Origin of the sequence: Chitinolyticbacter albus (assembly GCF_024437655.1) — a bacterium.
GTDB lineage: Bacteria > Pseudomonadota > Gammaproteobacteria > Burkholderiales > Chitinibacteraceae > Chitinolyticbacter > Chitinolyticbacter albus.
The window spans coordinates 256,144-282,669 of sequence record NZ_JANBVF010000001.1 but is presented as its reverse complement, the minus strand read 5'-3'; the positions used below and the strand labels follow the sequence as shown (position 1 = coordinate 282,669).

At 64.3% G+C, this 26,526-nt stretch carries 23 protein-coding genes; 11 read left to right on the top strand and 12 right to left on the bottom strand.

Translation table 11 applies throughout. The features are described 5' to 3' along the window. Positions 1-48: 48 nt before the first annotated feature. Both NLI84_RS01370 and NLI84_RS01365 read right to left on the bottom strand, forming a co-directional pair. A complete protein-coding gene (locus tag NLI84_RS01370) occupies positions 49-3,366 on the bottom strand; it encodes an AMP-binding protein (RefSeq protein ID WP_255987648.1) in 3,318 nt (1,105 codons plus the stop codon). Between the two features lie 18 nt (positions 3,367-3,384). Next, positions 3,385-4,794 (bottom strand): homospermidine synthase, encoded by a 1,410-nt coding sequence (locus NLI84_RS01365; RefSeq protein ID WP_255987647.1) that lies wholly within the window; start codon positions 4,792-4,794, stop codon positions 3,385-3,387. Positions 4,795-5,309: 515 nt separating this feature from the next. Here NLI84_RS01365 and NLI84_RS01360 point away from each other — a divergent pair. The 3 genes from NLI84_RS01360 (at position 5,310) to NLI84_RS01350 (ending at position 6,767) form a co-directional block, all read left to right on the top strand. Beyond that, entirely contained in the window at positions 5,310-5,762 is a 453-nt protein-coding gene (locus tag NLI84_RS01360) for a DUF2214 family protein (protein WP_255987645.1), read from the top strand. Between the two features lie 91 nt (positions 5,763-5,853). Beyond that, positions 5,854-6,315, top strand: a complete 462-nt coding sequence (locus NLI84_RS01355) for an Xre family toxin-antitoxin system antitoxin (RefSeq protein WP_255987644.1) — start codon at positions 5,854-5,856, stop codon at positions 6,313-6,315. Beyond that, positions 6,312-6,767 carry an RES family NAD+ phosphorylase gene (locus NLI84_RS01350; RefSeq protein WP_255987643.1) on the top strand — a complete coding sequence of 152 codons (456 nt, stop codon included), beginning with the start codon at positions 6,312-6,314 and terminating at the stop codon, positions 6,765-6,767. Before NLI84_RS01355 ends, NLI84_RS01350 begins: the two co-directional genes overlap by 4 nt. 23 nt (positions 6,768-6,790) lie before the next feature. Here the strand turns inward: NLI84_RS01350 and NLI84_RS01345 are convergent, their stop codons facing one another. Then, complete coding sequence (locus NLI84_RS01345; protein ID WP_255987642.1) at positions 6,791-7,699, bottom strand: recombination-associated protein RdgC; 909 nt, start codon at positions 7,697-7,699, stop codon at positions 6,791-6,793. 488 nt (positions 7,700-8,187) lie between these two features. On the opposite strand from NLI84_RS01345, the gene NLI84_RS01340 reads away from it, so the two are divergent. The 6 genes from NLI84_RS01340 to NLI84_RS01315 all read left to right on the top strand — a co-directional run bounded on the left by NLI84_RS01340 (position 8,188) and on the right by NLI84_RS01315 (position 14,615). Further along, positions 8,188-9,180, top strand: a complete 993-nt coding sequence (locus NLI84_RS01340) for a Fe(3+) ABC transporter substrate-binding protein (protein ID WP_255987640.1) — start codon at positions 8,188-8,190, stop codon at positions 9,178-9,180. Positions 9,181-9,273: 93 nt separating this feature from the next. Next, complete coding sequence (locus NLI84_RS01335) at positions 9,274-10,251, top strand: DUF2157 domain-containing protein (protein WP_255987639.1); 978 nt, start codon at positions 9,274-9,276, stop codon at positions 10,249-10,251. Further along, positions 10,248-11,276, top strand: coding sequence for a DUF4401 domain-containing protein (locus NLI84_RS01330; RefSeq protein WP_255987637.1), 1,029 nt, complete (start codon positions 10,248-10,250; stop codon positions 11,274-11,276). Before NLI84_RS01335 ends, NLI84_RS01330 begins: the two co-directional genes overlap by 4 nt. Next, positions 11,273-11,806 (top strand): GDYXXLXY domain-containing protein, encoded by a 534-nt coding sequence (locus NLI84_RS01325; protein WP_255987636.1) that lies wholly within the window; start codon positions 11,273-11,275, stop codon positions 11,804-11,806. The genes NLI84_RS01330 and NLI84_RS01325 overlap by 4 nt, the downstream gene beginning before the upstream one ends. A 99-nt stretch (positions 11,807-11,905) precedes the next feature. Beyond that, positions 11,906-13,576: an ABC transporter permease gene (locus tag NLI84_RS01320; RefSeq protein ID WP_255987634.1), complete on the top strand. Its 1,671-nt coding sequence runs from the start codon at positions 11,906-11,908 to the stop codon at positions 13,574-13,576. Positions 13,577-13,580: 4 nt separating this feature from the next. Continuing rightward, the gene (locus NLI84_RS01315) at positions 13,581-14,615 is read left to right on the top strand and encodes an ABC transporter ATP-binding protein (RefSeq protein ID WP_255987632.1); all 1,035 of its coding nucleotides are present in this window, start codon (positions 13,581-13,583) and stop codon (positions 14,613-14,615) included. Positions 14,616-14,648: 33 nt separating this feature from the next. Here the strand turns inward: NLI84_RS01315 and sbcB are convergent, their stop codons facing one another. The 5 genes from sbcB to NLI84_RS01290 all read right to left on the bottom strand — a co-directional run bounded on the left by sbcB (position 14,649) and on the right by NLI84_RS01290 (position 19,506). Further along, positions 14,649-16,073 (bottom strand): exodeoxyribonuclease I, encoded by a 1,425-nt coding sequence (sbcB, locus tag NLI84_RS01310; protein ID WP_255987631.1) that lies wholly within the window; start codon positions 16,071-16,073, stop codon positions 14,649-14,651. 57 nt (positions 16,074-16,130) lie between these two features. Then, on the bottom strand, positions 16,131-17,015 hold the full coding sequence (locus tag NLI84_RS01305) for a pirin family protein (protein ID WP_255987629.1): 885 nt from the start codon (positions 17,013-17,015) through the stop codon (positions 16,131-16,133). Positions 17,016-17,338: 323 nt separating this feature from the next. Beyond that, on the bottom strand, positions 17,339-18,202 hold the full coding sequence (locus tag NLI84_RS01300; RefSeq protein WP_255987627.1) for a pirin family protein: 864 nt from the start codon (positions 18,200-18,202) through the stop codon (positions 17,339-17,341). Between the two features lie 188 nt (positions 18,203-18,390). After that, a complete protein-coding gene (locus NLI84_RS01295; RefSeq protein ID WP_255987626.1) occupies positions 18,391-18,792 on the bottom strand; it encodes a DUF3224 domain-containing protein in 402 nt (133 codons plus the stop codon). A 105-nt stretch (positions 18,793-18,897) separates the two neighbouring features. Then, positions 18,898-19,506 carry a glutathione S-transferase family protein gene (locus NLI84_RS01290; RefSeq protein ID WP_255987625.1) on the bottom strand — a complete coding sequence of 203 codons (609 nt, stop codon included), beginning with the start codon at positions 19,504-19,506 and terminating at the stop codon, positions 18,898-18,900. Positions 19,507-19,630: 124 nt separating this feature from the next. Here NLI84_RS01290 and NLI84_RS01285 point away from each other — a divergent pair, with 124 nt between their 5' ends. Next, entirely contained in the window at positions 19,631-20,608 is a 978-nt protein-coding gene (locus NLI84_RS01285) for a helix-turn-helix transcriptional regulator (protein WP_255987623.1), read from the top strand. Positions 20,609-20,743: 135 nt separating this feature from the next. On the opposite strand, the gene NLI84_RS01280 is transcribed toward NLI84_RS01285, so the two are convergent. Then, a complete protein-coding gene (locus NLI84_RS01280; RefSeq protein ID WP_255987622.1) occupies positions 20,744-21,382 on the bottom strand; it encodes an NAD(P)-dependent oxidoreductase in 639 nt (212 codons plus the stop codon). A gap of 112 nt (positions 21,383-21,494) precedes the next feature. Here NLI84_RS01280 and NLI84_RS01275 point away from each other — a divergent pair, with 112 nt between their 5' ends. Beyond that, positions 21,495-22,409 carry a LysR family transcriptional regulator gene (locus tag NLI84_RS01275; RefSeq protein ID WP_255987621.1) on the top strand — a complete coding sequence of 305 codons (915 nt, stop codon included), beginning with the start codon at positions 21,495-21,497 and terminating at the stop codon, positions 22,407-22,409. A gap of 123 nt (positions 22,410-22,532) precedes the next feature. On the opposite strand, the gene NLI84_RS01270 is transcribed toward NLI84_RS01275, so the two are convergent. The 3 genes from NLI84_RS01270 to recA all read right to left on the bottom strand — a co-directional run bounded on the left by NLI84_RS01270 (position 22,533) and on the right by recA (position 26,476). Next, positions 22,533-24,764, bottom strand: a complete 2,232-nt coding sequence (locus tag NLI84_RS01270) for a GGDEF/EAL domain-containing response regulator (RefSeq protein WP_255987620.1) — start codon at positions 24,762-24,764, stop codon at positions 22,533-22,535. A gap of 157 nt (positions 24,765-24,921) precedes the next feature. Beyond that, positions 24,922-25,374: a recombination regulator RecX gene (gene recX / locus NLI84_RS01265; protein WP_255987619.1), complete on the bottom strand. Its 453-nt coding sequence runs from the start codon at positions 25,372-25,374 to the stop codon at positions 24,922-24,924. Between the two features lie 49 nt (positions 25,375-25,423). After that, complete coding sequence (recA, locus tag NLI84_RS01260; protein WP_255987618.1) at positions 25,424-26,476, bottom strand: recombinase RecA; 1,053 nt, start codon at positions 26,474-26,476, stop codon at positions 25,424-25,426. Between the last annotated feature and the right edge of the window lie 50 nt (positions 26,477-26,526).

Below are 26,526 nucleotides of genomic sequence, written 5' to 3'. Positions count from 1 at the left end.
GCGTGGGCGGCCATCGCGACGACCCACGCCGGCGGGTTGGACCGGTGCTTAACCGTTGACGGCGAAATCCACGTAGTAGTGGGTGAAGCGCGCATCGCACGGCGGGCACCATGCCTTGAACTGCGTGGCGTGATCGTTTTCCACATGGCGGAACATCACGTTCAGCTGGTGATCCAGCCGGTGCGACACCACGGATTTCAGCAGCTTCACGCTGACGCGGTTGGTCTTGCGGATGTAGTCCTCGTAGCGATCCAGGAACTCGGGCAGCGCAACCAGCTCGATGTCCGGGTGTTCCTTTTTGAAGTAGGTGGCCACATCCTGCCAGTGCAGGGGTTTGGGGTTGTAGAAGGTGTAGGTGGTCTTGCGTTTGGCGGCTGGCAGCACCGTGGTGGCGACGATGGCCTTGGCCGCGTACTCGACCGGGGTCAGGTCGAAATCGGCATCCATGAGCGGGAAGGCGCCGATCTGCGGAATGACCGAGAGGAAGTTCTCGAAGGCATCGGCGTCGATGATCAGCTCTTCGTCGAGTTCGCCGTAAGCAGCTTCCACCTGTTGCAACAGCTTTTCGAACGGGGTGTTGTCGGCCACGTCCTGCACCCGCAGGTTGTACAGATAGCCCAGCCGGTAGTTGACCAGCGGGTAGCCGCGCTCGGCCAGCTCCAGCATGATCTGCTCGACGACGAACTTGCTCTGCGCGTAGCCGTTCACGAGACCGGTCACCTCGGTGTTCTCTTCCTTGCCTTCCAGCATCGAGACGGCGCAGCTGGAGATATAGAAGATGGGCTTGAGCTGTGTGTGCAGCGCGAAATCGAGCACCTCGATCGCGCCCAGCACATTGGTCTTGCGCATCACGCTGTACGGCAGGTAGAAGTTATCGATGGCCGCGCAGTGGTAGATGCTGTCGATCTCGGCGGCATAGCGCTGGTAATCGGTGTCGGTGAGGCCGAACTGCGGCTTGGACATGTCGCCGATCATGACCGAGACGCGTGACTCCCAGCCCTGTGGCAGCGTCAACGCATACTTGGCCGAGGTATTGCGGATGCGCTTGAGCGCGGCGGCCTCGTCGGCGGCGCGCACCATGCATACCACGGCGGCGTCCGACCGCTCCAGAATTTCCTTGAGCAGCGCCACGCCCACGAAACCCGATGCGCCGGTCAGCAAGGTGCGGCGGCCGATGGCGCCGTCGGAGCTGCCCTTGACCTTGTCGAGCTTCTCGGCGAGATAGGACACCGATTGATCGACCTCCTCGCGCAGCGTGCGGCCTTCGGCGATGCGGCGATCGAACTGGCTGCGATCGGTCATGCCGATGACGATATCGTCGATCATCTCGATCACGGTGTTGGCATGGAAGAACGCCACCGTGGGGATGGAGCGTTCCAGCTTCTTTTCCATCTCGGCGTGGATATCGATGATGCTGAGCGAATCGATCCCGTAGAAGAAGATCGACTTGTCGATGTCGAAATCCGCCAGGCGCAGCTTGTAGCGCGCGGTAAGGATCTGGGTGAGCAGGCTGAATACGCGCAGGTGCTCCGCGCCCATGTCGGTCACGCGTTGCAACGCCTTTTCTATGTTGTACATCGGCTGTTTCCTTTCCTCGGGGTGGGGGGGAGTGGCACTCGGCCATTGCGAGAGTCGTTCGGGGTGCTGCTGCAAGAAACGCTGTTTGCATTCCTGGCGCCGCACTTTGCCGCTGGAGGTCTTGGGCAGCTGGGTGGGCTTGAGGAACACGATATGCGCGACGGCGAGTTCGAAGTGCTGGGTGACGGCGGCGCCGATCTCTTCGGCAATGGCGTCGAGCAATGACGGATCGCCGGCCGCGCGCTGCGCGGTGTCCTTGTCCACTTCGGCAAACAGCACCAGCCGCTCCGAGATGCCATCGCTGATGCCGAACGCCGCGCTGCCGTCGCGGCGCAACGCCGCGTGGCTTGCCTCGACGCACGCCTCGATATCCTGCGGATAGAAGTTGGCGCCGTTGATGATGATCAGATCCTTGATCCGGCCGGTGATGAAGAGCTCGCCCGTCTCATCGATAAAGCCCAGATCGCCGGTGCGTAGCTGGCGCTGATCGTCGCTATCGAGCGTGCCGAAGGCCTCGGCATTGGCTTCTGGCCGCTTGTAGTAGCCCGTCATCACATTGGGCCCATGTACCCAGATTTCGCCGACGCGGTTGGCAGGGAGCGCAAGGCGGGTCTGCGCATCGACGATGGTGAGCCGCTGGTGCAACTTGCCGTGGCCGCAGCCCACCAGCTCCTTCGCTTCACGACCGGGCTGCGCTGGCCGCGCCACGCCTTCGGTGTAGAGCGCCATCGCGTCGATCTGCTTGTACACCGGCTCGTCGTCGAGCGTGCCCGATGCAACGAACACCGTGGCCTCGGCCATGCCGAAGGCGGGCAGGAACATCCGGGGCTCGAAGCCGCTGACGGCGAAGCCCGCGCAGAAATCGCGCACCGTCTGCGCCTGGACGGGCTCGGCGGCGTTGATCGCCATCTTCAGGCTGGAGAGATCCAGCCTTTGTCGTTCTGCCTCACCGATGCGATCGAGGCACAGCTGGTAGGCGAAATTCGGTGCGCCGGTGTACTGGCCGTGATAGCGGCTGATCGCGCGCAACCATTGCACGGGCTGGGCGACAAAGGTCGATGGCGCCAGTACCACGCAGTGGCTGCCGCAGTAGAAGCTGTGTAACAGGTGGGCGACAAGCCCGAGGTCGTGGTAATGCGGCAGCCAGCTGACGAACACCGAATCGGATCGCGCACCGCTCACCGAGCGGGCCATCTGCAGGTTGTAGAGACAGGCCTCGTGGCTGATCATCACCCCCTTGGGCAGCGAGGTGGAGCCGGAGGTGAACTGGGTGAAGGCCTGCGGTCCACGTTCAATAGGATGCTGCGCCTGGCTCGGCGGGGTGGCGGATGGGGCGGTGGTCCCGTCATCACTGGCCACGAGGGTGACGCGGGCCGGCCAGTCCGCCTCGCGCACCAGTACGCTGCCCATCCATTGCAGCGTCGCACTGTTGCTTAACAGCAGCGCGGCATCGGATGCCGCCACCATCTGCGCCAGCCGCGCATTGGGTCGATTGCGCTTGGGCAAGGGCACGGGCGCGGCGACGAGACCGGCGTACATGCAGCCGAAGAAGGCGACCATGAAGTCGACCCCGGCCGGGTAGGCCAGGATCACATGCTGCCCGGGCTCGGCCAGCGTGCGCAGCCGCACCGCCAGGGCCCCGGCACGTGCCGCCAGCTGCTCGTAACTGATGCTCTCAACCTCCGCGCCCTCGGCATCGAGTTCGGTATAGGCCTTACGTCGCGGCTGTTGCTCGGCCCAGTAGGACAGGACATCGTCCAGCCGGGCCATGTTGCCATGGTGATCCATGATGTACGGGCTCCCTGGTTAAACTCTGAAGTTCTTGAATTGCCACGGGTCGGTGTGATCGACCTCTTCGGGAAAGATCCAGCCGCGATCCTGCAAGGGATTCCAGCTGGTGTAGGCGCCGAGCAGCTCGCCGAGGTAAGGGCGGCAGAAGGCCAGGATCTCGTCGTAGGGCAGGTCCTCCGGCTCGACGATGCCCTCGGTGGGATGGCGGATTGCCCAGTCCATGGCGGCGACGACGGCCGCAGTTACCTGCAGGCTGGTGGCACCGTTGTGCGGGGCCAGCAGCCGGGCCTCGGTGATATCGAGGCGCGAGCCGAACCAGTAGCCGCCCCAGGCATGCCCGAGCAGCAGCACGCCCAGCTCGTCGTGGCCATGCTCGATCTCTTCCTTGACCAGCTTGATCTTGGGTTGCAGCTGCCAGTTGCGGCCGGCCAGTTCGTGCAGCGACAGCACCGCGTCGTCGCACGGGTGGTAGGCGTAGTACACGGTCGGCCGGTAATCGGGGGTGTCGCCCTTGCCGATGGTGAGATAGTCGGCGATCGAAATCGCTTCGCTATGGGTGATCAAAAAGCCGTGATAAGCGCCGGCCTGTGGGGTCCAGCTGCGCACGCGCGTCGCCGCGCCCGGCTGGTTGAGGAAGATGGCCGAGCGGCAACCATGGGGATGTCGATGACCATCGTGCGGAAAGTGTTGCTCGTGGCTGCCCCAGCCCAGCTCAGCCGGCTGGCAACCCTCGCCGACGAAGCCTTCCACCGACCAGGTGTTGACGAACTCGTCCGGCTGCTTGCGCGGCGATGCCTGCTGGAAATCCCGCTCGGCAACCTGGATCACGCGGATGCCCAGATGCCGTGCCAGTTGCGCCCAGCCGGCACGACTCGTCGGCGGATCGATTTTCTGGTGGCTCGCATCGGCCAGATCCATCAGCGCCTGTTTGACGAAATGCGAAACCAGCCCGGGATTGGCGCCATGGGTCAGCACACTGGTGGGGCCGTGGGGGAAATCCTTGCGCAATGTGAGCACCTGTTCGCGCAGGGCGTAATTGCTGCGTTCCCGCGGTGGAATTCGGGTATTGGTATAGCCGCCAGCCCAGGGTTCAATGCAGGTGTCGATATAGAGCGCTCCCAGCCTTTGACAAAGCTCGATCAATGAAAAACTCGCGACGTCATTGGACACATTGACCAGAAAATCGCCCGGCTCCAACATGGGAGCCAACACCTGACGGTAATTGACTTCGGTTAATTCTATGGCGGTCAGGCGTATTCCATATCGCGCCGCTATTTCACAGCCATCGTAATCAGCTGCTACGATGCTGATATGGGACGGTTTTAATTGGAAGTGTCGGAGCAATAGTGGGAGTACCCCTTGCCCTATCGATCCAAAGCCGACGATGAGTACTTTTCCCGTGAATTCATAGTGAGTTTCGATCATTTTCGCCCTACCCAGTTGAATGACCCTAAACCAGATCAATTCGAAGCAGCGATTGGATTCGCAACGAGCCCACATGCCGATGTGGCATTGCGGCGGAAAACATATTGATCGGCCATCAAGGCAGGATGCAAATAATTAATTAATCATGTTCTGATGTATTTGAAAGCTAAGCGGATGTGCATGCGCTGCAGGAAAAAAAGACACCTTTTACTGTAAACAAACAATGTAAGTGTGAATTTTGCAGGTAGACCAAGGCGTGTGTGGTGCGATGCAACAAAAGTGAAATAATAATTGTGGTGGAGAGGGTGGAACGCTTACGTAAGAAAAATTGCATTGGAATGGAATTACAGCCATTCACGAGCAGATGAACGGTCAATAAATGTGCTGGAAGTAGTCGTGATTTAATGGATTACCCATCCAGTGGGCATGAATGTCACGGCCCTGTGGGCCTGTGCTTGCGGTGGCACTGCCGCTGAGCCAAGCTGCGGGGCGTTCCATTTTCCCCCGGAGTTTTCATGCTCGACGCCGTCCTTGCCGCCACCCACTTCCTGGCGATCTTTGTCCTGATCACCTTTCTCGCGATCGAGACCGTGCTGGTCAAGCGCGAATGGATGCCTGTCGCCGCCGCGCGCCTGGCGCGTTACGACATCGTCTATTTCCTGTCGGCGATGATCGTGCTGGCCAGTGGCCTGGCACGCCTCTATTTCGGTGCCAAGGGCGCGGCGTTCTATCTATCCAACCCGGTGTTCCACGCCAAGATCACGCTATTCGTACTGATCGGCCTGATCTCGGTCTATCCAACCCGACGTTTCCAGGCGTGGCGGCGGGCGGTGCTGGCCGATCCTGGCTTTGTGCCGGAAGCGGCCGACCTGCGCCGGGTTCGTTCCTGTTTGATGATCGAGAGCCACTTGCTGGTGTTGCTGCCTATCCTCGCTGCCTTCATGGCCCGGGGCTTGGGCCTGCATTAAAGGACACGCTGTGCCGGGTGCAATACGACGCCCCCCCCATTTGTCTCGTTTGAGTTATTATTTAATCTCAAATGAGCTTTAGGAGCCCAGCATGGCTCAAAACGCAATCCGTCTTGCCCGGCTTGGCGAAGCCGACAAGAACAGCAGTTTTCGCCTGTTGTCGTCGGAGCTGGCACAAGCGTCGCCGGCGCGTCGTATCGCGCTGATCCGCGAGGGTATGTCCGCCGATGTGCTACAAGGCATCTCGGACGAATTCGATATCCCCAAGCAGGCGGTGTATGGCGTGCTGCACCTGCCGGCCTCCACCGCGGCCCGTCTGACCAAGGAAAACAAGACGCTGGGCGTGGCCGAGAGCGAACGCGTGGCGCGCATTGCCGAGATCACCGATCGCGCCGTCGCGGCCTTTGGTGATGCGGCGCAGGCCAAGCGCTGGCTGACGCTGCCGTCGCGCGCGTTCAACGGCGCTACGCCGTTCTCCATGCTCGATACCGAGATCGGCGCGCAGGAAGTGCGCCGCGTGCTGGTCACCATCCAGTACGGGGGCGTTTTTTGAAGGTCTGGCGCATCGCCCGCGCCGCTTACGCCACCGATCTTTCCGGCTACGGCGCGGCGCTGGAGGGCGGGCGCTGGAATCATCGCGACGTGCCGGCCGTCTATGCGGCGAGCAGCCGGGCGTTGTGCGCGCTGGAGGTACTGGCCCATCTACCTGAACCGGGGCTGATGCCGCGCGACTACCAGCTGGTGGTGATTGAGTTGCCCGACGACGACGCGCTGTATGGCAGCGTCACCCCACCGCGGGACTGGGATGCGGTGCCGCCGGGCGACGCCAGCCGCGACGCCGGCACGCGCTGGCTGCGCGAATCCGGGCAGCTCGCGCTGTATGTGCCTTCGGTGATCGTGCCGCTGGAATCCAATCTAATGCTGAACCCCGCCCAGCTCGCGGCACGCGGCGTGACCGCGCGTGTCGAAGCACCGTTCGATTTCGACGCGCGCCTGTTGCGCTGACGCTTGATGCCGTCAACGCGGCACTACGCGCCCTGTTCGCCGCCCAGGGCTTCGATCAGCGTTGGCACCAGGCCGCGCAGCTCGCCGATGGTCAGCGCCAGGCCGCTGTCGAACAGCGCCGCCTGATCGGCCGCATCCAAATCCTTCACCGCGTCGGTCAGTGTGTCGAGCATGGTGACGCGCTTGAGCTCGAGCTTCTCAGTGAGCTGGAAGGCGATGCGGTCCTGCCAGGACAATGCGACGCGGCTGACGAGCTTGCCGGCTTCCAGATGACGGCGGATCTCGTCGCTGTCGAGCGGCTGGCGCGAGACGCGGGCAATGGCACCCTCGTCGCCCGGCTCGCGCAATTCGGCGTCCTGACCCAGATCGAACTCGCCCGCATCCGCGCTTTCCAGCCACAACGTCATCGCCGTCTGCGGCGTAGTCTGCGTATCGATCAGCCGCGTGGGCAGGCTGCCCAGCGCTTCACGCAGTGCCGAGAGCAGCTGTTCGGCCTTGGCGGCGGCGCCAGCATCGACCAGCACCAGGCCCGCTTCCAGGTCGATCAGCGCGCGTTGCACGCGCGAACGGGTGAAGGCCTTGGGCAGTAGTTCGTGCGTCACCTGATCGCGCAGGTCCTTGGCTTCCTTGCGGCCGACCTTGCGGTTTTCTTCCGACTCGATCTGCGCGATACGGTATTCGGCCTCCTGCTTCACCACGATGGACGGCAGGATTTTCTCTTCGGTCTTGAGCGCGACCAGCACCGCGCCTTGCTGCGGATAGCCGAACAACTCGACTGCGTGCGGCGCCGGCGGCACCCAGCCTTGCGTCATCAGGTCCATCGCGCCACAGGGCAACCAGGGCCGCTTGGCAAGGCAATCGGTGATCGATTCGGCGCTCAGGCCGTGATCGGGGGCGAGGCGGTAGAGCTGGAGATTGCGGAACCAGAGCATGCTGCATCCTTCTTGAAACGGTCGGGGATTGTAGCGCCGCTGCCGCTCGCCACCAAACTGAAGTACAGGATCATAAGGCTTGCCGCTGGGGCCGTAAGCATCCTGCCAAGTTGTTGATTGAGCAAGGAGAATGGCCCATTCAGAAACGACAGTGGTGCCGCGCCGCATTGCACTCGCGTGGAGGTGCCACGCTGTTCTGTGCAGAGGGCCAGGTCATGAGCCATTCAGTGAGGTGCAATCCGGAACACCGGGTCGTTGATTCGCGTCGGTTGAATGCGCACCCGCCATTTCGCCGATCGCCGCCGGGCAGGGCTGGCACCGGCTGGAAATCGAATGACCTTGCCCGGGTGTGAGCAGGGCGGGGGGCTCTTTCTAGTGAGGCCGCTTGGCTGCTGGCGTGGAGCGGCGCCTGGCAAGCATTTGTTGAGAATGATTGTCAAAAACGCTAAAGTGACAGGCTGAATTCAGCTCATTCCGGAGAGTCCGCCATGCCCCGCTTCCTCGTCCTCCCGCTCGCTGCGGTCCTCTTTACCGGCCTTGCCCAGGCTGAATCGGTGACCGTCTACTCGGCGCGCAACGAGCAACTGATCAAGCCGCTGTTCGATGCCTTCACCAAGGAAACCGGCATCGATGTGAAGGTGCTGACCGACAAGGAAGGGCCGTTGATGGAGCGATTGAAGGCCGAGGGCAAGAACACGCCGGCCGACATCCTGATGACGGTCGACGCCGGCAACCTGTGGCAGGCCGCCGAGCTTGGCTTGTTCCAATCGACCAAGTCGGGCGTGCTCGACGCCAATGTGCCGGCGCACCTGCGCGATCCTGCCGGGCTGTGGTTCGGCCTGTCGCAGCGCGTGCGCACCATCTTCTACAACCCGAAGACAGTGAAGCCCACCGATCTTTCCACCTACGAAGACCTGGCCAACCCGAAGTGGAAGGGTAAGCTGTGTCTGCGCACCTCGAAGAAGGTCTACAACCAGTCGCTGGTGGCAATGATGATTGCCCAGCACGGCGAGGCCAAGACCGAGCAGGTGGTAAAGGGCTGGGTCGCCAACCTTGCGACCGACGTGTTCGCCGACGACACCAAGATGCTGGAAGCCCTCGCCGCCGGCCAGTGCGGCGTCGCCATTGCCAACAGCTACTACTTCGGCCGCATCGTCGACAAGAAGCCGGATTTCAACGCCAAGATCTTCTGGGCCAACCAGAATGCCGAAGGCGTGCATGTGAACGTGTCCGGCGCCGGCGTGACCAAGCACGCCAAGAATCCCAAGGGTGCGGTGCGGCTGATCGAATGGCTGTCGTCGGACAAGGCGCAGAACCTCTATGCGACCAAGGATTTCGAATACCCGGTCAACCCCAAGGTGAAGCCTGACGGCCTGGTGGCCGATTGGGGCAGCTTCAAACCCAACCCGATCAATGTATCGAAGGCGGGCGAGTTGCAGGCCAAGGCGACCCAGCTGATGGATCGCGTCGGCTACAAATAGGCGCCCATCCAGCCCCGCGAAGCCCGGCAGATGCCGGGCTTTTTATTTCGTTTGGCTTACGATATGTTGCCAGTTTTCCGGAGGGGCAGACCGATGGCGCCACGCGATGTACTCGATACCTGGTGGGCTGGCGGTGCGCTGACCGACGCGGGCCATCGCCGCGCCGTCGATGCACTGGCGCTGGACGATGCCGGCTGGCGCAGCTGCGCACAACGCTTGTTGCTGGCACTGGGTACGATCAGCGTGTTGGCCGGCGTGCTGATGATCTTTGCCTCCAACTGGCTCACCTGGCCGCGGTTGGTGCAAGTCGGCGTTGCCGAACTCGCCTGGCTGGCCGCGCTGGCCCTGACCTGCTTTACGCCGCGCGGCCAGGCTGCGCACCGCTGGGCCGCCTTCGCCGTGGCCGTGCTCACCGGCGTGGTACTGGCGGTGATCGGCCAGGCCTACCAGACCGGGGCCGATGCCTGGCAACTGTTTGCCTTGTGGGCCGCCTTGCTGCTGCCGTGGCTGCTCTACCTGCGCTGGCTGCCACTGGGCGCGTTGTTCATCCTGGTGGGGTCACTGGCCATCGTCAGCTGGCAAGGTGTGCATAGGGTGTTCCTGTTCGATACCTTGTTCGATTCCGACCTGAACCTGCCTCTGGCAGCCTTCTGGGGACTGGCGCTGGCGCACATCTGGCCTCGGGCACAGACCGGCGGACAGCGCATGCTCGCGCTGACGCTGGCCAGCCTGATCACCCTGCTGACAAGCTACCCGGCGTGCCTGACGTGGGCCGGGGGGCATTCCGGCATCCTGCTCGACCAGTCACATGAAACGGCCAGCGTGTTGGTGCTCGGCCTCTGGGCTGCCTGGCTGGCGCTATGCACCACTATGGGCGTGCGGCGCAACGATATCGTGCCGGTGGCGCTGGTGTTGTTTGCGGCCTGGGCGGCGCTGTTGTCATTGATGGCCCGCATCGGCCATTTCGAAGACATCGCGTGGCTGGTGGCGATCGTGGCGGTGATCAGCCTGGCGACCATCGGCTGGTTGCTGCACCAGCTGCAGCAACGCTGGCAGGAGGCGCAGGCATGAGCTGGAACGAATTGATTGCTGATTTGCACGGCCGTGGCGAGCTGGCGGAATCGGCGGTACTACCCGTGCCGGCCATGCACTGGGGTATACAGCTGTTGCAGGGCATTGCGGCCTGGGTGGCGGCGATCCTGGTGCTGGCTGCCACCCTGGTGCCCGTAGCAATCAGCGGCGCCGAATCACTGCAGGTGCTGCTCGGCATCGTGTTCCTGGTTGGTGCCGCCGTTGCCCTGCGGCGAGCTACACCGCAGTTCATCAAGAGCGCTGCCGTACCGTTTGCGCTGGCAGGGGCCGCCTTGATCCCGATCGGCTTGAGGCTGGAGCAGAACATCGATGTCACGCTGTTCGTGATCGGGATTGGCCTCTATCTGCTCTCGCCTGATCGCCTGTTGCGTTTTCTTGCCGCATCGCTGGCATTCGGCGTGATCTGGTACTGGTTGCTGCCGGAACGCTGGTTTTCCTACTACGGTGAGCTTGAGCAACTCCGGTACTGGGGGACTTACCTCGCCGTTGCGCGCCACTTGCTGTTTTCCTGGCTGATCTGGGCCTTGTGGACCTGCCGTGTGCGCTGGCCTGCGGTGCAATGGCCGCTGCGTGACGCTGCCGTGGTGATCTGGCTCGCCGGCTTGGTTGTGCTGCTGGATCAGCATCTCGAAGCGCCGATGTTCGGTCTGACGGCGGTGCGGGACTGGCTGCCTGCCATCGTGCAGCAGGCTGTGTTGCTGTGGGCTGTATTCAGCGTAGTGCGTCGCCAGCCACAGGTCTTTGCTCTGGTTTGGCCCTTGGCGTTGCTGCTTCCGCTGGCGGTGCTGAGCCCGCAGTTGTCGGCAGGTCTGCTGCTGCTGTGGCTGGGATTGAGCACGCAGCGCCTGCTTCTGCTGTGGCTGGGGCTGACCACGCTGCTGTTCGGCTATGGCGCGTGGTACTACAGCCTGACACTGCCGCTGTGGCACAAGGGGCTAATCCTGATCGGCATGGGCGGCGTGCTGCTGGCCGGTTGGGGTTGGCTGCAAAGGAGGAAGGCATGAACCCACGCTATTGGCCGTTGCTGGCGGCCTTGCCCGCCTTGCTGGTCTTCAACCTGATCGTGGCCGGGCACGAGCGCACGCTCGCCAGTGGCGATGCCGTGCTGTTGCCGCTGCGTCCCGTGGACCCGCGCTCCTTGATGCAGGGCGACTATATGGCGCTCGACTACGCGCTGACCGAACGCATCGATGCCACGATGGCCGCCGCGCACTGGGCGCCGCAACGCGGCGATGTGCTGTACGCGTATTTGCGGCGTGATCAATACGGCATCGGCCAGCTGCAACGGGTGGGCAATGTCGCCAGCAAGCCGCGAGCTGGAGAGCTGGTGCTGAAGCTGCGCTGGGAGAACCATGGCGCGAAGCTGCCCACGCACAGCTATTTCTTCGCCGAAGGGGAGGGCGAGCGCTTTGCCCAGGCGCGCTATGCCAGCTGGCGTATCGGCGAGCATGGCACTGCGCTGCTGGAGGGCCTCGCAGACCGGGAGCGCCGCGCCATCGCGCCTGGCCGCATGCCCGCCGCCAAAGACAATTGAGAATCACTCTTGTAAGCCTTTGTTCGAACACGCATAATTGAGTACGGGCGGCGAAGGCCGCCCTTCTCTATTGCGCGCCTGCCATAGCCATCCCCCCGCATGACCGATTCCAGCCTCACCGAAGCCGCCATCCTTGCCGAGCCCGTACTGCCGGCAAGGGCGCAGCGGCATGATCGCCGAGCGTGGCGCGGGGTGCTGTACGCACTGCCGATTGCCTTGCTGACGCTGATCCCGCTCGCGGTGGTGCTGGCGTCGTTTCTCGATCCGCAGCCTCAAATCTGGTCGCACCTGGCGCACTACGTGCTGCCGGGCGTGCTGAGGAACACCGCCATCCTGATGGTGGGCGTGACCGTCGGCGTGCTGCTGCTGGGCGTACCGCTGGCCTGGCTGACCGCGGTCTGCGAGTTCCCCGGCCGGCGCTTCTTTGCCTGGGCGCTGATGCTGCCGCTGGCAATGCCGGCCTATGTGCTCGCTTTCGTGCAGATCGGCCTGCTGGATTTCACGGGGCCGGTGCAGACCTGGCTGCGCGAGGTGCTGGGCGATAGCAGCGGGTTCCCCAATATCCGTGGCACTGGCGGCGTGGTGCTGGTGCTGTCGCTGGCCTTCTATCCCTATGTGTACCTGCTTGCGCGCAATGCCTTCGCCACGCAGGGCAAGCGGGCGCTGGAGGCGGCGCAGATGCTGGGCGTGTCGCGCCGGGCGGCTTTTTTCCGCGTCGCCATCCCCATGGCGCGACCGTGGATCATCGCCGGGGTGACGCTGGCACTGATGGAAACGCTGGCCGATTTCGGCGCCGTTTCCATTTTCAATTTCGACACCTTCACCACCGCCATCTACAAGGCATGGTTTGCCCTGTTCAATCTGCCGGCCGCGTCGCAATTGGCCTCCTTGCTGGTGCTGTTTGTGCTGGTTCTGGCGGTGATCGAGCAGCGGGTGCGTGGCGCCCGGCACTATCATGTGCGTAGCGGCCACGCTGAACGGATCGCCTTGATCGGCGCCACACGCTGGTGGGCGAGCATCTGGTGCCTGCTGGTGCTGCTGGTGGCCTTCGTCATTCCGCTGATCCAGCTCTTGCTCTGGGTCAAGGGCGTGTGGGCGGATGACTTCGACGATCGCTACCCCGCCTTCATCGGCCGTTCCATCCTGCTGGCGGCGATGGCCGCGGCCTTGCTTGGTCTGCTGGCGCTGGTGCTGGCGTACGCGCGGCGCCGCTACCAGGGGCGCACCACGCAATGGCTGACGCGGCTGGCCATCCTGGGCTACGCCGTGCCCGGCACCGTGCTGGCGGTCGGCGTGTTCATTCCGGTGGCGTGGCTCGACAACATCCTGCTGGCGGCCCTGCAGCCACTGGGCTTTGAGGGCTTCCAGGTGCTCAAGGGCACGGTGGCGGTGATGCTGCTGGCGCTGGCGGCACGCTTCATGGCCGTGGCGTTCCAGCCGGTCGATACCGCCATGCAGCGCATCACGCGCAACCAGGAGGAGGCCGCGCGCTCGTTGGGTCTCAACTCGCGCCAGGCGCTATTGCGGCTGCATCTGCCCTTGCTGCGCGGTGGCCTCTTCACCGCCTTGCTGATGGTGTTCGTCGACGTGATGAAGGAAATGCCGATCACGCTGATGACCCGGGCTTTCGGCTGGGACACGCTGGCGGTGCGGGTATTCGAGATGACCTCGGAAGGCATGTGGGACCGCGCCGCGCTGCCCAGCCTCTTTATCGTGCTGGCCGGACTGCTGCCAGTGTTTTTGCTGATCCGCCACAGCGAGCGCCATTGATCCCATGTTGAATGTCCAGGACATCACCCTGCGCTACGGCGCCAAGACCATCGTCGAGGCGTTGTCGTTCCATCTGGCCGAGGGCGAGATCGGTTGCCTGCTGGGCGCCTCCGGCTGCGGCAAGACCACGGTACTGCGGGCGATCGCGGGTTTCGAGCCGGTGGCCCACGGCCGTATTGTGCTTGCCGGTGTAACGGTCGCCGAATCGGTTGCTAGCGTGCCGCCCGAGGCGCGGCAGATCGGCATGGTGTTCCAGGACTACGCGCTGTTCCCGCACCTGAGCATCGCCGGCAATATCGGCTTTGGCCTATCGCGCATGCCGCGCGCCGAGCGTGACGCACGCGTGGCCGAACTGTTGGTACTGGTCGGCCTGGACGGGCAGGGCGGGCGCTACCCGCACGAGCTCTCCGGTGGCCAGCAGCAACGGGTGGCGCTGGCGCGCGCGCTGGCGCCCAGGCCGCGCCTCTTGCTGCTCGACGAACCTTTTTCTAACCTCGACGTGGAACTGCGCGAGCGCCTGGCGCAGGACGTGCGCGCTATTCTCAAGGCCGCCGGCACCACGGCTGTCCTGGTCACGCACGACCAGCACGAAGCCTTTGCGGTGGCCGATATGGTGGGCGTGATGGCCGGCGGCCAGATCCGCCAGTGGGCCAGTCCTTACCAGCTCTATCACGAGCCGGCCGACCGCTTTGTCGCCGACTTCATCGGCGAGGGTGTGTTCCTGCCGGGCAGGGTGACTGGATCGCAATGCGTGGAGATCGAGCTTGGCCAGATCTGCCGTATCGTACCGATCCATTGCTGCCCGGACTGCGAGGTGGACGTGCTGATTCGCCCGGATGACATCCAGCACGATGACGCCAGTCCTATCCAGGCCCGCGTCGTCGCCAAGGCGTTCCGCGGCGCGGAATTCCTCTACACGCTGGAGCTGGCTTCAGGTAACCGCGTGCTGTCGCTGGTGCCCAGCCACCACAACCACGCGATCGGCGAAATGATCGGCATCCAGGCCGAGATCGATCATGTGATTGCGTTTGCGCGATAACAATCGCTCAGGCTACTCGTCTGCACAGGCTGGTCAGCCGTACTCCGGCGCAATCATGTCCGCGTATTCGTACAATTGCGCGAGGAGTTTCTCGCCACGCTCGTCGGCGAGCTCGGCCAGGGTGTCGATCTGCTCGCAATACGCTTCCAGCGTCAGATAGCCGTCGCGGCCTTCGAACAGGCGCTCCATTCGCAGCTGGTTCCAGCGCTGCTGCTCGGCCTCGGTGAGCGTGTCGGGGAAGTTGCGCGCGCGGTAGCGGAACAGCAGCTCGGGCAGGCGCTTGTCATCGAAGCTGAAGCGCTCGCGGGCGAGTTCGATGCCCGATAGCGTGGTGGCGCGCGCCAGCGTGCGCCGGTCGTTGTTGCCGAGGAAGCCGCCGTAGAGATCCTCGTCCACGTCGTACGGCGCTTGCGCCTCGCGCTGGTACACGGCCTGCCAGCGCGCGGAGAGTTCGGGTCCGCTGCGCAGCACCTCGGCGTGCGCCAGTGCTTGTGGCACATCGATGCCCCAATGCGCGGCGCGCTCGGCCGACAGCGTCTTCAAGTTGCCGATGACAATGGGCGACTTGTTGATATGGATGGTCTTGACCGGCAGCCGCGTCACGCCGTCGGGCAACTCGGCCGCGCGGGTGAACATGCGCGTGCGCATGGTGGCTGCGTCAAGTTCGAACAGCTCGGCTGGGTCAAACGCCAGGTCCCAGACGATCAGCTCGTTCTTGTTCTGCGGATGCCAGGCCAGCGGCCAGACAATGGCGAGGCAACCGCGCTCAGTGCCGTACATGCCGGAGATATGCAGCAGTGGCTTGGGCTCCACGCCGATCTCGCGCTGCACCGCCTCCTTCTTGCGCAGCGAGAGGCAGAAATCGAAGAGCTTGGGCTGCTGGGCGCGGATCAGCCGGGCCAGGGCTATGGTGGCGCGCACGTCCGATACCGCATCGTGCGCCGCCTCGTGGCCGATGCGGTTGGCGTGGGTGAGGTCTTCCAGCTTGAACGAGGGGCGGCCGTCCTCGTGGTGCGGCCAGTTGATGCCGTCCGGGCGCAGCGCCCAGGCGGTGCGCACCACGTCGATCAGATCCCAGCGGCTGCAGTCGTTCTGCCATTCGCGCGCATACGGGTCGCGCAGATTGCGCCACAGCAGGTGACGCGTGACTTCGTCGTCGAAGCGGATGGTGTTGTAGCCGACGCCGATGGTGCCGGGCGTGCCCAGTTCAGCCTCGATGCGGGCGGCAAATTCGTGCTCGGCCACGCCGCGCTGCAGACAGCGCTGCGGCGTGATGCCGGTGAGCAAACAGGCTTCAGGCTCGGGCAGCCAGTCCGGCGTGGGGCGGCAATACAACTCGATCGGTTCGCCGATCTCGTTGAGCTCGGCATCGGTGCGGATGCCGGCGAACTGGGCGGGGCGGTCGCGGCGCGGGTTGACGCCGAAGGTTTCGTAGTCGTGCCAGAGAAAGGTGTGCATAACGCGGGCTGGGGTGTGCAATTGCAGCATTCTACCCGTCCGGCCCGCGCTGCCGCATCAGTGCGACGGCCGCGTCTTGGGTAGCGGCAGCCGCTCGGTTTCGTTGGGCGGCATCACGAAGCGCTCGCCATTTTCCCAATCGCGTGCGGCCTCGGTTATCAGCTCGCGCCGGCTGGAGACGAAGTTCCACCACATGGCGCGCGGTGCGTCGAGCGGCGCCCCGCCGAACAGTGCGAACAGCGTGTCGTTCAGCGCAGTCGCGACGATGGTTTCTCCCCCGGGTAGCGCGGCAAGTTCGCGCGCGGCAAAGCGCTCGGTCTCGAGGTCCAGCTCGCCTTCTACCACGTAGACGCCGCGCTCCACATAGTCGGCTGGCAGCGTCAGGCTGCGGCCGGCAGCGAGGCGCACCACCGCGTAGAGCGTGGGGCTGGCCACTGCCACCGGCGAGGCCGCACCGAAGGCGCTGCCGATCAGCACGTTGATCCACGCGCCGCCTTGCTCGATCACCGGCAGGTCGGTCGCCGGGTAGTGGCGGAAATCTGCCGCACCATCCTCGACCGGGATCGGCAGCGCCAGCCAGGTCTGAAGACCGTGGATGCGGCGCGCGGTATCGCGTTCGCCGGCAGGGCTGCGCTCGCTATGAGCGATGCCGTGGCCGGCCGTCATCAGGTTGATGTCGCCCGGCGTGATGGTGAGCTCATTACCCAGACTGTCGCGATGCTCGATCGCACCCTCAAACAGGTAGGTCACCGTGGCAAGACCGATATGCGGATGCGGCGGTACGTCGACGCCGGCACCTGGCGGCAGCTCGGCCGGGCCCATGTGATCCCAGAACACGAAGGGGCCGATCTGGCGGCGATCGCGATGCGGCAGCGCGCGCGTCACCGGCAGGTTGGCGCCGACGATTTCGTCGCGGCCGTGCAGGCGGAGCAGGGTGGGCATAGAAACTCCGGGCGGTGAGTGGGCGGGGCACAGGTTTGAACCATAGCCCAACCGCGCTGTTTCTCTGGCGCTGCAGGGCGGTGGCCCGCCCCGAATGACAATTAGATAGTGTCTGCTATGTACTCAAGTATCAGATCCAGCAGGGTTCAATCTGTGCTGCTGACGAGAAACAGCGAGGCCCCCTCGCGGCGGCGAGGGCGGGGGGTATGGAATCGAATAGGGAGAGCCGCTCGTCACCCTTCAGAACAGGTGAGAACCCGGCTTTGCCGGGTTCTAGACGTCAGTGATCCGCAGATAACGACTACCACGTGCATAACAGGCTCTCAGAAGCGGCCGTTGTGGAAATCGTCGACAGCCTGTTCGATCTCCTCACGGCTATTCATCACGAACGGCCCCCACTGGGCGATCGGCTCGCGCAGCGGCTTGCCGGCGACCAGGATCAGCCGGGTTTCCTCGGCCGCTCGCAGGGAGACACCGTCGCCCTCGTTGTTTAGCACGCCCATCTGCTTGTCGCGCACCGGGCGGGCCAGATCACCCGCGGTGAGCGCACCGCGATAAACATAGACAAAGGCGTTGTGCCCCGCCGGAATCGCGACCGCATATACACCGCCGGCCGGGATCGTCAGATCGAGGTACAGCGGCTCGGTATCGGGCCGGGTCACTGCGCCTTCCTCGCTGCCGAGCTTGCCAGCAATCAGCTTGAGCGCACCGCCGCCAGCGAGTGCGAACTCGGGGATGTCGGCGGCCGGAATGTCGCGATAGCCGGGTGCTGTCATCTTGGTCTTGCCGGGCAGGTTCACCCACAGCTGAAAGCCTTCCATCAGGCCGTCCTCCTGCTCGGGCAGTTCGCTATGCACGATGCCGCGCCCGGCGGTCATCCATTGCACGCCGCCGTTCTGCAGCAGGCCCTCGTTGCCGGCGTTGTCGCGATGGCGCATGCGGCCGGCCAGCATATAGGTGACGGTCTCGAAGCCGCGGTGCGGATGGTCGGGAAAGCCGGCGATATAGTCATCGGCGTTGTCCGAGCGGAACGCGTCGAGCATCAAAAAGGGGTCGAGCCGGCGCTGCAGATCGTGCGTCAGCACGCGGGTCAGCTTCACGCCGGCGCCGTCGCTGGTCGGCATGCCGTTCACGATGCGTTCGATCTCGCGCGAGCGGTTGACGGTGGGAAGGTTCAGCGTACGCATGGCAGGCTCCTGGTTGGCCCGGCAGTCACGCTGCCGGGGTGGTTCAGATCTTGTTCAAATCCTAAACCAGCGTGCCTGCTAAAGAAATCGAAGAGTTGTGAGCGATTCGTTCAGTATTTTGAAACGAGTGTAGGCGTGCAATGGTGCGGCATTCACGGCCTATCGCACGGAAATACCGACAGGCTGGCTCAAGATGGTGCCGGCAGGGTGTAGTCGAAGGTGTAGTAGTGTTTGCCGGCCTCGATACGGATCGTCATCGCGCCGGCAAGGCCCGCCAGCTCGCCGCTGGCCGAGTCCGGCACCACTTCCAGCACCAGGCGCGGGGCGCCGTGATCCATGGTGCCGAAGTGCTGCAGCACGAAGCTGCCGCTGCGCCCATTGAGGCGGCCGTGCACCTGTTCGATCGCCACATAGCCGGCAGACCCGGGCACGGTGGTGACCGCGCTTAGCATCTCGCCCTGGCTTTGGGCGTCCAGATCGCCACGGAAGGTCTTGTCGATGCTCATGCGCGCGAGCGCGATGCCGTCGCTGCCGCTGGCATGCGTCGTTTGCGGCTGCAGTTTCACGTCGAATTCGCCGATGGCCTGCATGGAAAGCTCCGTTGGAGGACGAACCGGCACTATAGGATGGCCAGGTTGCAGCCCGGATATCGTCCGGCCTGGCGGCGAGCGCGCAAGGCCGGACGGAACGGACGATCAGGCGTCGATCTGCATCGCCGGGCGGGCCTGCACCCGGGCCAGCCAGTCGCGCACATGGGCGTGATTGGCGAGTGGCGCACCGAGATAGGCGCTGTAGCCGATCACCGAGCCGACGATGAGTTCGACCAAGGAGTAGTCGCGACCCAGCATCCAGGGCTGCGCCGCCAGGCGGGTATCGAGCAGGGCCAGCAGTTCATCGAGCCCCGCGCGGGCCGCGTCGGCTTGGGTGGAGCTGCGCACCGCCTCCTCGCCGTGTGTGGCGACCTGCAGCCGTACCAGCACCGCGCCGTAGGTCACATAGGACCAGGTGCTCCACGACAGCGCCTGCAGATGCTCGGGCGTGCCGGCCTTGGGCCACAGGCCGCGCTCCACGCCGAAGCGCTCTCCCAGCCACAGGTGGATGGCCAACGCCTCGAACATCGGGGCGCCATCCACCGCCAGCGTCGGCACCTTGCCGTTGGGATTGAGCGCCAGGTAATCGGGGTGGCGCTGCTCGCCGGCCTTGATGTCGACCTTGACGCGCTCGTGCGGCACACCGAGCTCGGCGAGGGCGCAGGCGATGGGGGTGGCGCTGGACATGGGGTGCCAGTACAGGACGATGGACATGACGGAGTTCTCCAGTGGGGTTGTTGTTCTCGACTGCTGCGTGGCGGCGTATCCGCGACGTCACGACCACGGTACAGTACATTGCGGACAGAATCCGCCCTCGATTATGGATCCGGATATCGCCATGCTCACCGCTTCCACTCGTTTGCTCCGGCTATTGGCGCTGCTGCAGACCCGCCGCCACTGGGGCGGCAATGAACTCGCAGAGCGGCTGGAAATCCACCCGCGCACTGTGCGGCGCGACATCGATAAATTGCGCGAACTCGGCTATCCGATCGAGGCGAGCAGCGGCGTGGCCGGCGGGTATTCCTTCCGTGCCGGCCAAACGCTGCCGCCGCTGCTGCTCGACGACGACGAGGCGTTGGCAGCAGCCCTCGCGCTGCGCATGGCCAGCGTGGGTTCGGTAGGCAATATGGAGGAGCCGGCGCTGCGCGCGCTGGTCAAGCTGGAGCAGGTGATGCCGGCACGCCTGCGCCGACGTACCGATGCACTGCGATCGGCCATCCTGCCGATGGAACGCTGGGGCGCTAGCGTCGATGCTGGGCTGCTCGCGCTGCTGGCATCAGCCTGCCGCGATCAGCTGCGGCTGGGCTTTGCCTACGCCGACAGCCGCGGACAGGCCACGCAGCGCGAGGTGGAGCCGCAGGGCGTGGTCCACACCGGGCAGAACTGGTACCTGGTGGCGTGGGATACGGTGCGGAGCGATTGGCGCACCTTTCGCGTCGACCGGATTGCCGGCGAGGTTGGCGTTGGACGCCACTTTGCGCCACGCATCGGGCCTGAAGGCGGCGACCTGCGCGCCTATCTATCGCGCTCGCTGGCGGTTCCGCCCTACGCGGAGCAGGCGCGGGTGGTGCTGCATGCGCCGCATTCCGAAATGGCGCGCCACATCCCCGCTTCGGCGGCGGTGCTGACGCCCATCGAGGGCGGGCATTGTCTGCTGCAATGCGGCGCGCATGCGCTCGACCACCTGGTCTACTGGCTAATGGCGCTGGGCGTGCCTTTCACGGTGCAGTCGCCGCCGGCGTTGATCGAGCGGCTGCGGCTGGCGCAGGTGCGCCTGGGCCAGGCGCTGGCAGCGGGCGAGGCCAGCCAGGAATAAGGCGGATTCCACTCAGCGGCCGCCTGCACGACTGGCTGGTGGCTGGTCAGGAGCCGCTGGCCAACCCCGGGCTGCGCTTGGCGCAACCAGCCGGCCCACGGGCCAACGCACCCCATGTTCGAATGTCGATCCAGCCTAGTAGGCGACGGTGAAGCGGCCGCGGCGATGCTTGGGCTGTTCCACTTCGTCGAGCAGGGCGGGGGCGTAGTCCTCCAACGAGATGTGGCTCTCGCCATTGCGGTCGGTCAGCAACTGCTCGGTGCCCAGACGGAACTGGCCGGTGCGTTCGCCCGGCACGATATGGGCGGCGGGGCTCAGCATGGTCCAGTCCAGTTCGGCTTCGCCGCGCAGCAGGTTCAGCGCTTCGCGGGCTCCCAGCGCCGTCCCCTTCCATTGTTCCGGGAACTGAGGTGTGTCGACCAGCTGCACGCCGGGAGCGACTTCCAGGCTACCGGCACCGCCGACGGTGACGAAGCGAGACACCTTGGCGGCCTTGGTCGCGGCGACAATGGCCTTGAAGCCGGCGAGATAGTAGTCGTAGACGTTGGCTTGGGCATGGCCGCTGAAGGCACTGATCACCACATCGTGGCCGGCAAGCTGGCTGGCGAGGGCCGCCACGTCGTGCACATCGGCGGCAACGCCGGAGAGCCGGGCGTGCGCTCGCAGTTTTTGTGGATGCTGCACGATGGCGGTCACATCATGGCCGCGAGCCAGCGCTTCTGCGAGCAGCTTGGATCCGATGTAGCCGGTGGCGCCGATCAGGGCGAGTTTCATGGGTTGCTCCTGTGGATCATTGCGTTGGGTGATGGCTGCATCATGCGCCGTGCAATTGATCGGATAAACACGGTTATCGTAAATTCACTGTATTGAATTAGAGAACAAATCCATGCGTGAACTGCTCCGGGTCGATCTCAATCGACTGGTCTACTTTGCCGCCGTGGTCGAGACGGGAGGCTTCACCGCCGCGGCCGAGCGCCTGGGCGTGGCCAAGGCCATCGTCAGCCAGCAGGTGGCGCGGCTGGAGCGGGAACTGGCCGTCACGCTGTTCACGCGCACGACGCGTCGGGTCACGCTAACCGAGGCGGGCGAGCGGCTGCATGCCGATTGCCTGCCCTCGCTTGTGGGCATGGAGCAGGCAATCGGGCGGGTGGGCGCGAGCCAGCAGGCGCCGCGTGGCCTGCTGCGGCTGACGGCACCGCCCGACTACGCCGGTAGCGTGATCGCGCCGGTCATCGCCCGGCTGGCCCGACAATACCCCGAGCTGCAGATCGAGCTGATTGCCAGTAACGAGGTGATGGACCTAGTCGAATCACGCATCGACGTGGCAATCCGCTTGGGCTGGCTCAAGAATTCCTCGCTGCGCGCGGCCGCACTGGGCGATTTCGAGCAATGGGTGGTGGCGACACCGGAATATCTCGCGCGCTCAGTGCCGGTGGCCGCGCCGCAGGATCTGGCGCGCCAGGCGTGGCTGTCGCTCACGCTATTGAGCGCACCGCTGACGTGGAGGTTCACGCATCTGTTGGGTGATGTGCAGCAGGTGCGCATGCACGGCGCGATCAAGGTCAACTCGCCGCAGGCGTTGCATGCATTGCTGCTGAACCAGGCAGGCATTGGTGTATTGCCGCATTACCTGGTGCAGGCCGATGTCGCCGCTGGCAGGCTGACCCGCGTGTTGCCAGATTGGCAATTGCCCCGTGGTGGCATCTACGCGGTGTATCCGGCCAGCCGGCATGTGCCGGCCAAGGTGCGGGTGCTGATCGACGCCTTGCGCGAGCAACTGGCGCCGGCGCGGCTCGGATGAACGCCGAGGGCACTCGGTAGTGACGCAGGCCGGATCTAATGGTCAGCGTTAGGTGCGCGACGCGCCTGCCCATGCCTGAACCATCATCCCAAACGCAGGCGTGACACCACCGGGAGCCGGCGGTCAAACGGCGAGCCGCAGCCCGGTTTCGAGAAACCAGTGGGTGAGCGGGGCGGGTGGTGCAGGTTTGGCGAACAGATAGCCCTGTGCTTCGTCGCAACCGAGGCTGCGCAGCAGTGTGGCCTGGGCGGGAGATTCCACGCCTTCGGCGATGACCTTGATGCCCAGCTTGTGCCCGAGGTTGATCACCATCTCGGCGATGCTGTACGGGTTATCGCCCAGCCCCATCTCGCGGATGAAGGCACGATCGATCTTGAGGCGGTCCGCGCCCAACTTTTGCAGATACGCCAGCGACGAGAAGCCAGTGCCGAAATCGTCGATGGCCACCGAAACGCCCAGCCCCTTGAGCCGGGCGATCTTGCCGATCACGTCCTCGGGGTGTGTCATCGCCACGCTTTCGGTGATTTCCACCTCGATCAGCGAGGTGGGCAGGGCGTAGCGCTCGAGCGTGTCGGCCAAGAGATCGATCAGGCCTTCATGGTTGAACTGCACCATGGAGACGTTGATCGCCACGCGCAGCGTATCGAACCCGGCTTCGCGCCAGGCAAGCAGTTGCTGGCAGACATTGTCGAACAGCCAGGTGCCCAGCTCGATGATGAGACCGGATTGTTCGGCCAGCGGAATAAAGCGGTCGGGAGCGATAAAGCTGCCATCGAGTTGTGGCCAGCGCGCCAGTGCTTCGACGCCGACTATGGCGCCGCTGGAGAGATCGATCTGCGGCTGGTAATGCACGGTGAGCTGGGACTGGCGGATCGCGCTTTCCAGATCGTGCAGCAGGTCCAATCGCTGACGCGATGCACGGCTCATTGCTGGCGAGTACCACATCAGCTTGCCGTCTTCGGCGTGCTTGGCCTGGTTGAGCGCGATGGTCACGTCCTTGAGGCAACCGATGCCGGTGGGTTCGGTGTCGACCAGGTGGGCTGCTGCGCTGACGACCTGGATTCGCAACTGGTGCGAGGCGACGGCGAACGGGCGCTCGAAGGACTCGAACAGTGCGTCCAGCCGCATGTCGGGCAGCGGGCCAACCAGACCGAACACGTCGACCCCGACGCGGGCCAAGGTCACCGTCGGCGCAATGAAGGGGCGCAGCCGCTGCGCGATGCTCTGCAGCAGCTGATCGCCGATCAGGTGGCCGAGCGCATCGTTGATCTGCGAGAAATGGGCGACATCGAGCATCAGCACCAGTTCGTTGCCGACCGGCTGCTTGAGGATGCGATCGAGCTGGCTGACGAATTGCGTGCGATTGGGTAGATGAGTCAGCGGGTCGATATAGGCCAGCTCCTGCAGCTGGCGAAACAGCGCCACGTTCTCCAGGCCGATCGCGAGGTTGGCGCAGAATACTTCCAGCAGTTGCCGGTCCTCATCGCCCAGCGGCTGCTGCGTGGGCAGATAGACCGCGGCCTCCTGATCGCGCATGCGGTTGAGATAGAGCACGACGAAGCGATCGGTATAGAGCGAACTGCCTGAACGCAACGCGTGTTCGACGGCGTTGACGACCACCGTGTCGTCCAGGTCGGACAGCGCTTGTCCCGTCAGATGCTGCATTTCTCCAGCCGCGCTGGCGATGCGCCATTCAGACTTGCCGCGTCGCGTCGGCGATACCGGATGGCGCATGCAGATGATGCCGCCTGGCGCCAGGCCCAGGAGGGCGGCAAGCTGGATCAGTGCGCCGGAAGCGAAGCTTTCGGGAGAGCGGCGCTCGAACAGCGTGCTCGACGCTTCGACGATCATTTCCAGGCCGCGTCGGCTGGCGTTGATGGCCTTCAATTGCTGATACGAGCGGATGGCGGTGGTCAGCGTGGTCTGCAGCCGGATCTGCGTGAGCTCGGACTTGGTCTTGTAGTCGTTGATGCCAAAGTCGCGGATCACGCGGTATTCGGGCGCGTAGCCGGGGTGGCCGGTGCGCAACACGATGCGGACTTCGTTCAAATTGAGCTGCTGGCGTATGGCACGCGCGACGACGAGGCCGTCTTCGTTGCCCTGCATCACCACATCGAGCAAGACCACGGCGATGTCGGGCTCGCGCGACAGGATCTGCAATGCTTCGTCGGCGTTGTAGGCGTGCAGGAATTCCAGCGGCCGATCGAGGATGATCTCGTCCTTCAGCGCGAAGCTGGTGGCCTGGTGCACGTCGGGCTCGTCGTCGACGATCAGGATGCGCCAGTGTCGCTGTCCGAAGCGCGCAACGTGCTGTTCGGCGGCAAATTCGATGCTGTCGTGGCCAGGCTGGCTCATTGTGCGCATCTGCCTTGCCGGCAAGGTAAGGCGAGCGCGACGACCTGTTGAGTATGAGGAAGAAACACCACCAGGACTCCAGCATGAACGCGAGTAAGGGCTTCCTCATTGATAGCCGAGCCGTCGCGGCCTTGCCAGATTCACGGCGCAATCTGGATCAAACGGTCTCGTCGTCACCGCCGACCACGCGGTAGACAATATCGAGCGGAAAACCGCGGGCAGCCAGAAAGCGCAGCTGGCGCGCGCGCTCCCGCGCATCCTGCGGCGGGCTGCCAAACTTGCGCTGCCAGACCTCGCGCGCGCGCGCTTCTTCGCTCGCGGCCATGCTACCCAACGTTTCGGCGATCAGCGTGGCATCCACGCCCTTGCCACGCAGTTCAGCGCGCAAGCGCTGCCCACCGTAACGCACACCGCGGCTGTGCGCCCAAGCCTCGGCGAAGCGGGCGTCGGACAGCCAACCACGCTCGACGAAATCGTCGAGCAGCGCCTCGAGCGCGTCGGTGTCGCCGTCGACATGCGGCAACAGCTTTTGTCGCAGCTCCGCGCGTGCATGCTCCCGCCGTGCCAGATAGGCGAGGGCGCGCTGGCGTAACGAGGTGGGGGCGGGCATGGACGGGGTCGCAAAATGCGTAGGGCGGCTTGCGCCGCCCCGCGTGGCTTTACTCAGCGAGTTCCTCGTCATCCTCGAGCGGGTTGCCCGGCTCGATCGGCAACTGCGTGCCGCCGATCTTCTCGCGGATGCGACGCACGATCTCGTCGGTGAGTTCGGCGTTGTCCTTGAGGAACTGGCGCGAATTCTCCAGACCCTGGCCGATCTTGTTGCCGTTGTAGCTGTACCAGGCGCCGGATTTCTCGACGATCTTGTGCGTGACGCCGTGCTCGATGATTTCGCCCTCGCGCGAAATGCCCTCGCCGTACAGGATGTCGAAGGTGACGACGCGGAACGGGGGCGCCACCTTGTTCTTGGCGATCTTCACCTTGGTCTGGTTGCCGATGATCTCGTCGCCCTTCTTCACCGCGCCGATGCGACGGATATCGAGGCGCACCGAGGCGTAGAACTTGAGCGCGTTACCACCGGTGGTGGTTTCCGGGCTCTGGCCCGGCATCATCACGCCGATCTTCATCCGCAACTGGTTGATGAAGATGACGAGGGTATTGGTGCGCTTGATGTTGGCGGTGAGCTTGCGCAGCGCCTGGCTCATCAAGCGGGCTTGCAGGCCCGGCAGCTGATCGCCCATCTCGCCTTCGATTTCGGCGCGTGGCGTGAGCGCGGCCACCGAGTCGATGACGATGATGTCCACGCCGCCCGAGCGCACCAGCATGTCGCAGATTTCCAGCGCCTGCTCGCCGGTATCGGGCTGCGAGATCAGCATGTCGGGCACGTTGACACCGAGCTTTTGCGCATAGATCGGATCGAGCGCGTTTTCCGCATCGATATAGGCCGCGACGCCGCCGGCCTTCTGTACTTCCGCTACCACGTGCAGACACAGTGTGGTCTTGCCCGACGATTCCGGGCCGAAGATTTCGACGACACGGCCGCGTGGCAGGCCACCGACGCCCAGGCCCAGGTCGAGCCCCAAGGAGCCTGTGGAGACGACCTGCAGATCGTTCTCGATCTGGTTCTCGCCCATCTTCATGATGGCGCCCTTGCCGAATTGGCGTTCGATCTGCGCGAGCGCTGCGGCGAGTGCCTTGCTCTTGTTGTCGTCCATGGCAACTGGTCCGTGGTGGAGTTGAGGTTGCGGCGATTATAGAACGAATG

Bases quoted from the DNA above. Each gene is read 5' to 3' on its own strand.
- NLI84_RS01355 (WP_255987644.1), top strand. From the start codon at position 5,854: ATGGCTCAAAACGCAATCCGTCTTGCCCGGCTTGGCGAAGCCGACAAG.
- NLI84_RS01345 (WP_255987642.1), bottom strand. From the start codon at position 7,699: ATGCTCTGGTTCCGCAATCTCCAGCTCTACCGCCTCGCCCCCGATCAC.
- NLI84_RS01295 (WP_255987626.1), bottom strand. From the start codon at position 18,792: ATGCAGGCCATCGGCGAATTCGACGTGAAACTGCAGCCGCAAACGACG.
- NLI84_RS01365 (WP_255987647.1), bottom strand. From the start codon at position 4,794: ATGATCGAAACTCACTATGAATTCACGGGAAAAGTACTCATCGTCGGC.
- NLI84_RS01290 (WP_255987625.1), bottom strand. From the start codon at position 19,506: ATGTCCATCGTCCTGTACTGGCACCCCATGTCCAGCGCCACCCCCATC.
- NLI84_RS01270 (WP_255987620.1), bottom strand. From the start codon at position 24,764: ATGAGCCAGCCTGGCCACGACAGCATCGAATTTGCCGCCGAACAGCAC.
- NLI84_RS01315 (WP_255987632.1), top strand. From the start codon at position 13,581: ATGTTGAATGTCCAGGACATCACCCTGCGCTACGGCGCCAAGACCATC.
- NLI84_RS01280 (WP_255987622.1), bottom strand. From the start codon at position 21,382: ATGAAACTCGCCCTGATCGGCGCCACCGGCTACATCGGATCCAAGCTG.
- recA (WP_255987618.1), bottom strand. From the start codon at position 26,476: ATGGACGACAACAAGAGCAAGGCACTCGCCGCAGCGCTCGCGCAGATC.
- NLI84_RS01330 (WP_255987637.1), top strand. From the start codon at position 10,248: ATGAGCTGGAACGAATTGATTGCTGATTTGCACGGCCGTGGCGAGCTG.
- recX (WP_255987619.1), bottom strand. From the start codon at position 25,374: ATGCCCGCCCCCACCTCGTTACGCCAGCGCGCCCTCGCCTATCTGGCA.
- NLI84_RS01300 (WP_255987627.1), bottom strand. From the start codon at position 18,202: ATGCGTACGCTGAACCTTCCCACCGTCAACCGCTCGCGCGAGATCGAA.
- NLI84_RS01305 (WP_255987629.1), bottom strand. From the start codon at position 17,015: ATGCCCACCCTGCTCCGCCTGCACGGCCGCGACGAAATCGTCGGCGCC.
- NLI84_RS01370 (WP_255987648.1), bottom strand. From the start codon at position 3,366: ATGGATCACCATGGCAACATGGCCCGGCTGGACGATGTCCTGTCCTAC.
- NLI84_RS01325 (WP_255987636.1), top strand. From the start codon at position 11,273: ATGAACCCACGCTATTGGCCGTTGCTGGCGGCCTTGCCCGCCTTGCTG.
- NLI84_RS01335 (WP_255987639.1), top strand. From the start codon at position 9,274: ATGGCGCCACGCGATGTACTCGATACCTGGTGGGCTGGCGGTGCGCTG.
- NLI84_RS01285 (WP_255987623.1), top strand. From the start codon at position 19,631: ATGCTCACCGCTTCCACTCGTTTGCTCCGGCTATTGGCGCTGCTGCAG.
- NLI84_RS01275 (WP_255987621.1), top strand. From the start codon at position 21,495: ATGCGTGAACTGCTCCGGGTCGATCTCAATCGACTGGTCTACTTTGCC.
- NLI84_RS01340 (WP_255987640.1), top strand. From the start codon at position 8,188: ATGCCCCGCTTCCTCGTCCTCCCGCTCGCTGCGGTCCTCTTTACCGGC.
- NLI84_RS01320 (WP_255987634.1), top strand. From the start codon at position 11,906: ATGACCGATTCCAGCCTCACCGAAGCCGCCATCCTTGCCGAGCCCGTA.
- sbcB (WP_255987631.1), bottom strand. From the start codon at position 16,073: ATGCACACCTTTCTCTGGCACGACTACGAAACCTTCGGCGTCAACCCG.
- NLI84_RS01360 (WP_255987645.1), top strand. From the start codon at position 5,310: ATGCTCGACGCCGTCCTTGCCGCCACCCACTTCCTGGCGATCTTTGTC.